This window comes from Bradyrhizobium sp. S3.12.5, from assembly GCF_040548225.1.
GTDB lineage: Bacteria > Pseudomonadota > Alphaproteobacteria > Rhizobiales > Xanthobacteraceae > Bradyrhizobium > Bradyrhizobium cytisi.
This window is the reverse complement of the sequence record NZ_JBEPRF010000021.1, coordinates 129296-139325: the sequence shown is the minus strand read 5'-3', so window position 1 is coordinate 139325 and position 10030 is coordinate 129296. Positions and strand designations below refer to the sequence as shown.

Annotated in this window: 11 protein-coding genes and 1 tRNA gene; 5 read left to right on the top strand and 7 right to left on the bottom strand. The window is 61.4% G+C overall.

Annotated features, from left to right (window positions below):
• Positions 1-150 precede the first annotated feature (150 nt).
• Together ABIC09_RS28055 and ABIC09_RS28050 are read left to right on the top strand one after the other, a co-directional pair.
• On the top strand, positions 151-1017 hold the full coding sequence (locus ABIC09_RS28055) for an isocitrate lyase/PEP mutase family protein (RefSeq protein WP_354111263.1): 867 nt from the start codon (positions 151-153) through the stop codon (positions 1015-1017).
• Positions 1014-1313: an acylphosphatase gene (locus ABIC09_RS28050; RefSeq protein ID WP_354032582.1), complete on the top strand. Its 300-nt coding sequence runs from the start codon at positions 1014-1016 to the stop codon at positions 1311-1313. Before ABIC09_RS28055 ends, ABIC09_RS28050 begins: the two co-directional genes overlap by 4 nt.
• Positions 1314-1320: 7 nt before the next feature.
• Here the strand turns inward: ABIC09_RS28050 and ABIC09_RS28045 are convergent, their stop codons facing one another.
• Positions 1321-2841, bottom strand: a complete 1521-nt coding sequence (locus ABIC09_RS28045; RefSeq protein WP_354111262.1) for a PAS domain-containing hybrid sensor histidine kinase/response regulator family protein — start codon at positions 2839-2841, stop codon at positions 1321-1323.
• Between the two features lie 140 nt (positions 2842-2981).
• Positions 2982-3836 (bottom strand): LysR family transcriptional regulator, encoded by an 855-nt coding sequence (locus ABIC09_RS28040; protein ID WP_354111261.1) that lies wholly within the window; start codon positions 3834-3836, stop codon positions 2982-2984.
• Positions 3837-3947: 111 nt separating this feature from the next.
• Here ABIC09_RS28040 and ABIC09_RS28035 point away from each other — a divergent pair, with 111 nt between their 5' ends.
• Complete coding sequence (locus tag ABIC09_RS28035) at positions 3948-4370, top strand: tautomerase family protein (protein ID WP_354111260.1); 423 nt, start codon at positions 3948-3950, stop codon at positions 4368-4370.
• Positions 4371-4414: 44 nt separating this feature from the next.
• Here the strand turns inward: ABIC09_RS28035 and ABIC09_RS28030 are convergent, their stop codons facing one another.
• Positions 4415-5128 carry a DNA helicase gene (locus ABIC09_RS28030; protein ID WP_148750438.1) on the bottom strand — a complete coding sequence of 238 codons (714 nt, stop codon included), beginning with the start codon at positions 5126-5128 and terminating at the stop codon, positions 4415-4417.
• A gap of 200 nt (positions 5129-5328) precedes the next feature.
• Positions 5329-6066: a lipoyl(octanoyl) transferase LipB gene (gene lipB / locus ABIC09_RS28025; RefSeq protein ID WP_354032585.1), complete on the bottom strand. Its 738-nt coding sequence runs from the start codon at positions 6064-6066 to the stop codon at positions 5329-5331.
• 82 nt (positions 6067-6148) lie between these two features.
• Here lipB and ABIC09_RS28020 point away from each other — a divergent pair, with 82 nt between their 5' ends.
• Together ABIC09_RS28020 and ABIC09_RS28015 are read left to right on the top strand one after the other, a co-directional pair.
• Positions 6149-6391: a FliM/FliN family flagellar motor switch protein gene (locus ABIC09_RS28020; RefSeq protein WP_008141759.1), complete on the top strand. Its 243-nt coding sequence runs from the start codon at positions 6149-6151 to the stop codon at positions 6389-6391.
• Positions 6392-6533: 142 nt separating this feature from the next.
• Positions 6534-6618: transfer RNA gene (locus ABIC09_RS28015), tRNA-Leu, on the top strand.
• Positions 6619-6854: 236 nt separating this feature from the next.
• Here ABIC09_RS28015 and ABIC09_RS28010 read toward each other — a convergent pair.
• The 3 genes from ABIC09_RS28010 to ABIC09_RS28000 form a co-directional block, all read right to left on the bottom strand.
• A complete protein-coding gene (locus ABIC09_RS28010) occupies positions 6855-7421 on the bottom strand; it encodes a type II toxin-antitoxin system VapC family toxin (RefSeq protein ID WP_354032595.1) in 567 nt (188 codons plus the stop codon).
• The gene (locus ABIC09_RS28005; protein WP_354111259.1) at positions 7422-7796 is read right to left on the bottom strand and encodes a hypothetical protein; all 375 of its coding nucleotides are present in this window, start codon (positions 7794-7796) and stop codon (positions 7422-7424) included. It lies immediately after the preceding gene.
• Positions 7797-8293: 497 nt separating this feature from the next.
• Positions 8294-9382 (bottom strand): helix-turn-helix transcriptional regulator, encoded by a 1089-nt coding sequence (locus ABIC09_RS28000; RefSeq protein ID WP_354111258.1) that lies wholly within the window; start codon positions 9380-9382, stop codon positions 8294-8296.
• Positions 9383-10030 lie beyond the last annotated feature (648 nt).

The following is a 10030-nucleotide window of genomic DNA, read 5'->3' as shown; positions in this document are numbered from 1 at the left end:
GATCGAGCAACATCGGTGTCTCCAGGTTGGGTGGTTTTGCAACTCCAGTCTGGCTCCAGACTCGGTCGCTATCCACCCCCCATGGAATCTTCGCTGCGCTCGCAATGACGGAGTATGATGCGGCCTCCGTAACTTGACCGAGACAGCACCATGGCCTTTCGTTCCCGCCGCGAAAAACTGCGATCGATCCTGTCGGGCGGGACCTGCATCCATCCCGGCTCAGTCTATGACGCGATCTCGATCCGCATTGCCGAGGATCTCGGCTTCCCGCTCGGCATGTTCGGCGGTTCGGTGGCCTCGCTCGCCGTGCTCGGCGATCCCGATGTTACGCTGATCACGCTCACCGAGTTGGCCGAGCAGATGCGGCGGATGTCGCGCGCCTCCGCGCTGCCGGTGCTGGTCGATGCCGATCACGGCTATGGCAATGCGCTCAACGTGCGCCGCACAGTGCAGGAGCTGGAGGCGGCGGGAGCGGCCGGTCTCACCATCGAGGACACGCTGCTACCGCCCGCCTTTGGCGAGACGAAGGCGCAGCTGGTCTCGCTGGAGGAGGGCGTCGGCAAGATGAAGGCCGCGCTCGACGGTCGCAGCGATCCCACGCTGGTCATCATGGGCCGCACCGGTGCGGCCTCGATCAGCTCGATCGACGACGCGATCCGCCGCGCCAAGGCTTATGAAGCCACCGGCGTCGATGCACTGTTCTTCACTGGCATCAAGTCGCGCGCTGAGCTCGAGGCCGTTGTATCCGCAACGCGTCTGCCGATCGTGCTCGGTGGCGCGCCGGACGAATTGAACGCAATCGACTATCTCGCCAGCCGGCGCGTCCGCATCGCGCTTCAGGGCCACGCGCCGATCGCGGCAGCGACCCAAGCCGTCTACGAAGTCCAGAAGGCATTGCGCGAGGGCACGGCGCCGAAAGCGCTGAAGGGATTGCCAGCAGCGGAGCTGACTCATCGCGTCATGCGCGAAGCCGAAGTGAAAGCGCGTGGTGCCGACCTTCTCGGACTGAAAAAATGAGCCGGGCGATCCTCCAGGTCATGATCCGCGGCCGCGTGCAAGGCGTCGGCTATCGGGCCTGGGTCGAGTCCCAGGCGGTGACCTGCGGGCTCGAAGGCTGGGTCCGCAACCGCCGCGACGGCAGCGTGGAAGCACTGTTCGCGGGTACGCCCATGCATGTCGCCGACATGGTCGCGCTGTGTCGTCACGGCCCGCCGTCCTCGCGCGTGGATAGCGTCACCAGCGAGACGGCGAGCGTGGATGGGCTGGATTTGCGCAGGGCAGGGGAAACGTTCTCGGTGCTGCCGACGGTTTAGTCGGCCATCACTTCGGAAGCTTCGAGATCGCGTCGCTGAGCTCGTGGATCTCGTACGGCTTGCGCAGGATCGGAAAGTCGCCGCGCACGCCAGCGGCGGCGTCGCTGTAGCCGCTGGCGAGCAGGATCGGCAGGTCGGGGCGGATCTGGCGCAGGCGATGGGCCAAGCCGACCCCGTCCATCTTGCCGGGCATGACGACGTCGGAGAAGACGAGGTCGACGCCGTTATTCTCGACCTCACGCAGCGCGGATTCGGCATCCGCAACCCGGCGCACGCGATAGCCAAGCTGCTCCAGCAGGCCGATGCTGACGATGGCGACATCGGGATTGTCTTCGACCAGCAGCACCGTGCCGCTGCCGCGCACCGGCGCTACCTCAAAGGCCTCGTTCGGCGTGGCCGCGATTTCGCGCGGCAGCAGGATGGTGAAGGTGGTGCCCTTGCCAAGCTCGCTTGCGACCTTGACCGTGCCGCCGGCCTGATGCGCAAATCCGTGCACCTGCGACAGGCCGAGGCCGGTGCCTTTTCCGACCGGTTTCGTCGTGAAGAACGGCTCAAAAATCTTGTCGACGACGTCGGAGGGGATGCCGAGCCCGGTATCGGCGACGGTGATGGCAACGAATTCGCCGCTGTGGAGCGGACCGTCCAGGACGATGTTGTGCGCGCCGATCGTCACCGTACCGCCGTCGGGCATGGCATCGCGGGCGTTGATGACGAGATTGAGCAGTCCCGTCTCCAACTCGGAGACGTCGGCGTGGATCGGCCAGACCTCGCGCTCGATGTCGAAGGCGAGGCGAACCGCGCTGCCGACGCCGGCGTGAAGCACTTCGCGGATCGCCTCGATGCGGTCGCCGAAATGGATCGCCTGCGGATTGACGCTCTGCCGCCGCGCGAAGGTCAGGAGCTGTCCCGTCAGCGCGGCGCCGCGCTTGGTGGCGGTGTCGATCGCCGAGATCGCACGCTGGAACTTGGAATCGTCGAGGTCGGCCTTCTTCAGGACGTGAAGGCTGCCGCTGATGATCATCAGCAGATTGTTGAAGTCGTGCGCGATGCCGCCGGTAAGCTGGCCGAGCGCATCGAACTTTTGCGACTCCGCGAGCTGCGCCTGCATCGCCTCGAGCTTGATCTGGGCATTGCGCCGCTCGGTGATGTCGCGGGTGATCTTTGCAAAGCCGACGAGGGCGCCGTCCTCGTGGATTGGATCGATGATGACGCTGGCCCAGAAGAAAGTGCCGTCCTTGCGGACGCGCCAGCCTTCCTCCTCGTAGCGGCCTTGGTCCCGCGCGATGCCGAGGGCCCGCGCGGGCTTGCCGTTGGCGCGGTCGGTCTCGGTATAGAAGCGTGAGAAATGCTGCCCGAGGATCTCCTCGGGCGAATAACCCTTGATCCGCTCGCCGCCGATATTCCAGCTGGTGATGACGCCGGTGGGATCCAGCATGTAGAGCGCATAGTCCGCGACTCCGTCCACCAACAGCCGAAAACTCCGCTCGCTTTCGAACAAGCCTCTCTGTTGACTGGACTCTTTTACCATTCCTGAACCCCGCCTCGACCGGGAAAAACGCTCAAGAGGGCGGTTGGTTCCCGCTTTCTGGGACGTTTTTAGGCAAAAACTGCGGTCGGTATGCAGGACGGGCACCACGTGATCGCGATGTCCGCAGTCCGGCAAAGATGTCAGGTGGTGGCCACACTTCGAAATGTCGCCGCCATCGCACGCAGCGCCGCAAGCTTTCCGGGGTCGCTGACCTTCGAATGGAGCATCACCTTCGAGCTGCCGAGCTTCGGCAGCTTGTGCGCCGGTCCGATGTCGATCAGGCCGGGAGGCGCGATCCGCCGTGCCAGCGGCGCGATTGCAAGCCCGGCGAGCGCCGCTGCGACCACCGCGGTGACGCCGCCGCCGACAAAACGCTCGCGCCAGGCGAGGCCGGCCTTGTCGAGCGCGCGCACGGCGACGGCGCGGACGCCGCAGGGCGGGGCGAGCGTCGCAAGCGGCAGCGGCTCGCCTTTCGGCAGGATGAGGCGCCGTAATGCGAACCAGCCCAACTCGTCCTCGGTCAGCTTCTCGCCGCCGCGGCGGCTGCCCTCCTGGCGGACGATCACAGCATCGAGCTCGCCCGCGTCATAGGCATCCTGCATCTCGCGCGAGAAGCCGATGGTGACGGCGAGGGTGAGGTTTGACGACATCGCATGCAGCCGTTCGAGCAACGGCACCAGCTCGGGGCCTGCGGCGTGATCGGAGATGCCGAGCGAGAGCGATTGCGCGGCCGGTGCCTCGCCGGATAGCGCGCGGTCATGCGCCGCGATCAGCGCGCGGGCGCGCTCGAGGAAGCTGGCACCGTCGGCGGTGAGGCGGACCGCGCGCGGCGAGCGCTCGACCAGACGTTTGTCGAGCAGTGCCTCCAGCCGTTGCAGCTTGAGACTTACCGCTGCCTGCGTCGTGCCGAGTGCTTCAGCAGCACGCGTAAAACTCTGGAGGTCGGCGACCAGCAGGAAGGCCTGGACGGTGGCGATGTCGAGTGGGGCTGTCATTTTGAATACTTATCACTGGTATCAATATAGATAAGCTACCAAAATGACAGGGGAAGGTCTAGCTTCTCGCCAACACCGCGCAAGCAGCGCGACATCTTGAGGAGAACGACAATGCCCCTGATCACCGTGTCCTACACCTCGTCCCGCCAGTCGCCGTCGCTGAAGGCCGACATAGCCGACGCCGTCTCCGAGCTCACCGCTGAGATCCTGCACAAGGATCCCAAGGTCACCGCCATCATCGTGAAGTCGGTCGATGCGGGTGACTGGTTCGCCGGCGGCAGGTCGCTCGCCGAGCAGAAGCTTGCCAGCTACTGGATCGACATCCACGTCAGCGAGGGCACCAACACCAAGGACGAGAAGGCGGCTTATCTCGCCGCAATGTTCAAGCGCATGGCCGGGATTTCGGGCCCGCTGCATCCCGAAACCTATCTGCATGTCGACGAGGTCAAGGGCGACGCCTACGGCTTTGGCGGCCTGACCCAGGAGCGGCGCTACATTGCCGGCAAGCTCGAAGTGTCGTTGGCTGCGGCGTGAGGCCGCAAGCCGCGGGTGAGTCATCTCACCCGCGGCTTTTGTCGTCAGCTCGCTGCGCGGAACTGAACCTCGGAATTGTTCATGAAACACATCTTGTCGAACAGTGTCAGGTCCAGCGGATTTGGGAGCCTGACATCGCTGAGATCGGGGCAGGGCTTGACGGAGGGGTCATAGGACCGGTCTACCTGCGAGATGAAGACGACGATCAGTCCCTTGTCGCGCGCGAAGGATTTTAGCGCGCGCACCTGAACCGTCAGATCGGGGTTTTCCCGCCTTTGGTCGAGCAGTTGCAGATAGTCGATCACAACGACCGTGCCGCGGGGGACCGCGGCCATTTGCTTGACGATGTAGTCGGCGCTGATGGCGTCGGAGCAATCGACCTCGAAGAGTTTGTCGAACTCCACCGGCTCGACACCAATCGCACGCAAGCGGTCCAGGACGTCCTTCTCAGTGTATTCGAGTGAGAAGAATGCCGCACGACTGCCGGACTTCATGGCCTCGACGGCGAGTTCGAGGCTCATCAATGTCTTGCCCTGACCGGGGCGTGCCCCGACCAGCACGAGGTCGCCGGGCTTAAATTGCGGGAACAGCCTGTTGGCCGGCGTCGCGGCGGCGGCTTTCGCTGCGAGCATGCTCCAGGCGGAAAACCCTTCCGTCGCGGCGATGCGGTCGAGCGCGGCGTGCAGCGGGATGCCTTCCTCGCGGGACAGGCGCTTCGCTTGTCGCTTCAGATGATAGATCGGTGCAGACAACTTCATGGTTAAAACCTCCCATTGCGAGCAGAAGCGCAATCCCTCCTTATGCCTGGCGCTCGAACAGTCGGTCCGACGGTTTAGTCGCCCGACATGAATTCTGCTTTCCCGGCGGAGGGGGGAGGCGCGGGCGGCACCTGATACAAGCGTAACCGATTCCGTGGCCGCGGAGAACGCGCGCGTGGCGCGCCGCCAACAGGAAAACGTCAGGCGGCTGCTTCCGGCAGCAGCGCGCGTGTCGGCCCGAACAGCTCTTCAAAAGCCTGCCGAAGCGCGACGTCGACATCGGCCAGGGTCACCAACTGGCCGAGATCGACCAGCGAGGTCACGCCATAACGAGGATCGGCGACGCCGCAGGGGACGATGCCGGCGAAATGCGCAAGCTCCGGCTCGACATTGATGGCGATGCCGTGGAACGAGACCCAGCGCTTCAGCCGCACGCCGATCGCCGCGATCTTGTCCTCGTGCTCCGGTCCCTTGTCGGACCGCTTCACCCAGACGCCGACCCGATCTTCGCGCCGCTCGCCGCGGACGTTGAAGGCCGCGAGCGTCTTCAGGATCAGCTCCTCGAGGCTTGCGACATAGGCCCGAACGTCCGGCCGTCGGCGCTTGAGGTCGAGCATGACGTAGGCCACCCGCTGGCCCGGGCCGTGATAGGTGAGCTGGCCGCCGCGGCCGGTGGCAAAGGTCGGGAATCGGGGATCGAGCAGGTCGGAGTCCTTGCCCGAGGTCCCGGAGGTGTAAAGCGGGGGGTGTTCGAGCAGCCAGACCAGCTCCGGCGCCTCGCCCGCCGCGATGGCGGCAACGCGGGCCTCCATGGCGGCCACGGCCTCCGGATAGGGCACGGGCGCGTCCGAGATTCGCCATTCGACGGGCTCACCGCCGGCGGCGGAAAACGACGTCAAATCGAGCTCTTGGCGAGGGTTTTGAGGCGAATTAACCATTGGCTAACCATAACGTGGTGATGATCACAGGCGCAAATGCCAAGTCCTTTGGCGTAAGTCTCCAGTTGCGGTGGTGCTGACAGTGCCTACTCTCGACAAAGTCACCGTGGATCTCATGGTCGTCCTCGGGACGACCACCATGCCGATCCATCAAGTATTACGTCTTTCCCGCGGCGCCATCATCGAGCTGGACGCAACCGAGGCCGACGAGGTCAAGGTTCTCGCCAACAATCTGCCGGTGGCCTCCGGGGTGGTGCTGGTCGACCGCAACCGGATCGCGGTCGAGGTCAAGCAGATGCTGCCGCGGACGCAAGGGACGAGATAAGGCCGATCAGGGGGCAGGGCAGGAACTTTCCTGCCAAGCTTGTGGAATTCGGGGCCTTTGCAGGCTTGTACCCCACTGATGGATTTGTTAGATCGGCGCCGTTGATCCGGCGGGCCTCAAGCCCTAAGCCGGCATCCCCAAAGCGCTCGTGGCGGAATTGGTAGACGCGCTGCCTTGAGGTGGCAGTGAGTAAAATCGTGGGGGTTCGAGTCCCTCCGAGCGCACCACCTGGGGCATAAGTCATTGATGCGAAAATATTTTCGCGATTTCTACTCCCACATTGTTACTCGCAGTGAACCTTTTCTTTGAGCTTTTCCGTCGGCTTCTTTCCGACGTGCTTCTAGTCTAGCGTTCGCTCTTGTCGTGGTCAGCGCTCATTGAACCAAAATCTCGCGAAGGAAAACCACAAGCAGCATACAAGGGGCAGCAGCGTAGCCCATCGTAGAGATAGGCGGGCGTACGTTCATTTCGAACGATAGAACAGCACGCGTCCGGTTGGTATGAGTTGGAGTAGAATATCATAGTCGCCGACATTTGCAGTCAGGACTACGAAGCCGAGCTTTTGCGCCTGAAGGAACAGTACGCAGTCCTGAAGCGCGCGCAACTTGCCGTCCTTTTCATATCCCTGGATGCGGCAGAGGATCCCCGATAGCAGCGCGGCTCGTCCCAGCACCTCTATGTCCGGCGCAAAGATCCGATGTGGTGGCATCGCTTTGATCTGCTTCCCGATTACATCGACGACAGGGGCGGTTCGCGCGTCGGACGGATTCAGCGCGCCGACCGTGTGCATCAACTCCTGGATCGCGACAGTCGAATGGTTGACTTGCCGCTGCGCGATCAGGTCGTCCAGGACCTGATGCGAACGATCTTGCATTTGATCGATATAGACGCAGGTATCGAGCAGTAGTCCCTGTCCGGCGATCGGACTGGCGCTGACGAATGGAAGTTCATCGTCGCTGCGCCGTGCCAGCGTGTTTTCCGGATCGAATCGCGCCCAACGTCGCGCCGCGTCAAAGTCGAATTCCGCCACTTAGAAACCGAGCTTCAACGTTGGATCGACCTTGCCCCGAGACTCCTTGAAAGCCTCTGCGAAATTATCCTCAAGTGCGACCGTCGCCAATGCAAACTCGATCAAGTCCGTATCCGTCTCGATGCCCGTCTGGCGCTTGGCCTGCCGGACCAGGGCGGGACTTACCCGGCCACCGATGCGGCTGTCTTTTTCGCCCAGAAGGCCAGATTGTTCCGCAGCCAGCATGACCGCTTTGAATCGCGCCTTGCTCACGACAAGCCCGCTGGTCGCAAGCTCGCGCTTAAAGGTCTTTATCAATCCAGAGCTGCCCTTGGATGCAGCTCTCCTCTGTTTCGCCCGGAGCAGTGTGCGCTTCTTCGCTGATGCCTTCGCCATGGAATTTCGCCGTGTGTTAGACAAAAATGGATTTTGTCTAACATAGCACTTTGCTGCTCCATCTTCAAGGCGTCTGCCGAGGGGAAGCCTGGAGGGAAGGGTGTCGGACGCAGGAATTAGTTGGATGTTTGGCCGATCCCAGTTGTCAACCGCCCTTCGCGGCGGCTTTTCCTTGACGTCGCGGTCACGCCCGGAAATGTCTTGGTAAATCTGGTAATCATTCCTCCGCCTGCTCTTGCCAAGTCACCAATGCATCGCAGAACGCGTCTTCCAGTTTCCCGATTTCATGAGGAAATTCCACCATCGCTTCCTCACGGGTAAGCCGTCGCCGTGCCCAACGGCTTAGAGAAGAAATGTCGCACTGACCAACACCCGTGAAGTCGACATAGCAAACCCTGCCTTCGTGACCGCCGAAAGCGATAACGCGACGGAGCCGACCGGGGTTCCTCTCATCATAGAAGCCAGCCTCGATCAGTGAGGGGGCACGGTGTTCTGCTTCAGCTTCGTTTTGTGCCGCCTTTCTTGACGGGCGACTTCTTTTTGGCCTTTGGCAGCTTGATCACCTTGGCGTCGTCACCATCCGCCTCAACCTCGTCGTCATCCACCAGTCCATCGTCATAACTTTCGATACGATCACATTCCACCTTGTGGGTCGGAAACGAGACGTAATCCAATGCCTCCGGGTTGAGGAAAACCGTTTGGTGATAGCCCTCATATGGCAGGCGGATCAGACCGGGCTCCGGGTCGCTGTAGGGATAGTGTTCGTCCTCAAACCGCTCCCAGCATTCGAAGAGGTTGCAGTCAAAGTATTCAATCTCCCGGCGCTTGCCGTTCGAAAGCTGGATCGTCACGGTGTGGGCCAAGGCGAGAATTTCGGCGGTGTCCGCCGCTCGCGCGGCCTTCTCGGTCTCAAGTTCCTCCGGTTTGACGCGGCCATCAGCGACCAGTTTGTCCCACTGTTCATCGGTGGTCATGACCGCCTCACGGACGCGCTCGACTTGCTCCTTGGGATAATCTGACGTGGAATCACCGGCCCCAATTTCCTCGTCATAGATCGCCTCGACGATATCCCAATCGCGCGTGTCGGGCATCTGGACCGGTGTACCCAGCTTGTAATTGTTATGTTCTTCTTCCGGCCCGTACCAGTCATAGGCTTCGCTGGAAAAATAGAACTCGGAAATTGCCTCGCGCCGGATTGCCACGCTGCGGTTGCCCAAGTCCTTGAACGTGATGAACCGACGGTTCTCATGTAGCTGCGAATAGGCCGATGCGCGGACAGCTTCTGAGATCGACAGCACCAATGGTTCGCTGGCGCTCTTAAAATGCACTGCGATCTCGCCGTAGTACTGCAGATCAAGCGGCGCATTATCGCTATAGAACGCTGCCTCCACAGGTGGGTGCGTGCCCAGCAGTTCTGCCGGTGTTGCCTTGAAGTATTTTGCTAGCTTTGCCAGCGCGGTTTTCGGCACCTCCGCACGGTCAGTTTCCCAGCGTTGATAGGTTGGCTGAGTCACGCCCGCCGCCTTAGCAGCATCGGCTTGCGTTTTAGCGTTCTGAACCCTGTGATATTTCAGCCGGTTTACCATCTTGGTCCCTGTTTGCCCAAATATAATTATGCGTATATATGCGCATATATCTATTTTTGCAACAAAAGGCGGCCAATTTGAAAGACATTTAATGGGCGCGTCGCCGAGAGTGTGGTTGGGCATTGTATGCTGCTCTCTGAAATGCGTTCTCAGGCCTGAAAGGCACCTTAAGGTTTGCTGGACCCCGCCAAGCTCTTGATATTAAAAGGAATGGAGACGCCCTCCGAGCGCACCAAAGGCGTAAGTAATTGACACGAAAAATGTTTTCGCGATCCCTCTGCTCCCACATTGTTACTCACAACGAATGTTAGTACTTTGCCCGCGCAAATCTCCTGTTTGATCTCGCTCGTCTTGGTGCAGCGCTTAGTTGAACCAACGCCGCGCGAAGGAAAACCACCATTTGATCGCGAGAGGGCAGTGGCGTAGCCCAGCGTAGAAATCAGTGGGCTCGTGCTCATCCGTGAGCGCTACGCGGTTTGTGTCCCATCAAACGACATGTGGGCAGGGTGCGTCCGCACGTTGCCCGACTAGTAGGTCCTTGAGCACGCCTATTGCCGCATGCCGCAATCGCTCAATGACAGCCAAGTCTCGTATGACGGTTACGGCAATGAACGGTGCCGAGACGGGAAAATTGATTTGTCCCGTTGA

What these genes read in the sequence shown, in the direction of transcription:
- ABIC09_RS28035 (WP_354111260.1), top strand. Translation starts at nt 3,948, where the DNA reads ATGCCCCTGATCACCGTGTCCTACACCTCGTCCCGCCAGTCGCCGTCG.
- ABIC09_RS28050 (WP_354032582.1), top strand. Translation starts at nt 1,014, where the DNA reads ATGAGCCGGGCGATCCTCCAGGTCATGATCCGCGGCCGCGTGCAAGGC.
- ABIC09_RS28030 (WP_148750438.1), bottom strand. Translation starts at nt 5,128, where the DNA reads ATGAAGTTGTCTGCACCGATCTATCATCTGAAGCGACAAGCGAAGCGC.
- ABIC09_RS28000 (WP_354111258.1), bottom strand. Translation starts at nt 9,382, where the DNA reads ATGGTAAACCGGCTGAAATATCACAGGGTTCAGAACGCTAAAACGCAA.
- ABIC09_RS28045 (WP_354111262.1), bottom strand. Translation starts at nt 2,841, where the DNA reads ATGGTAAAAGAGTCCAGTCAACAGAGAGGCTTGTTCGAAAGCGAGCGG.
- lipB (WP_354032585.1), bottom strand. Translation starts at nt 6,066, where the DNA reads ATGGTTAATTCGCCTCAAAACCCTCGCCAAGAGCTCGATTTGACGTCG.
- ABIC09_RS28040 (WP_354111261.1), bottom strand. Translation starts at nt 3,836, where the DNA reads ATGACAGCCCCACTCGACATCGCCACCGTCCAGGCCTTCCTGCTGGTC.
- ABIC09_RS28005 (WP_354111259.1), bottom strand. Translation starts at nt 7,796, where the DNA reads ATGGCGAAGGCATCAGCGAAGAAGCGCACACTGCTCCGGGCGAAACAG.
- ABIC09_RS28055 (WP_354111263.1), top strand. Translation starts at nt 151, where the DNA reads ATGGCCTTTCGTTCCCGCCGCGAAAAACTGCGATCGATCCTGTCGGGC.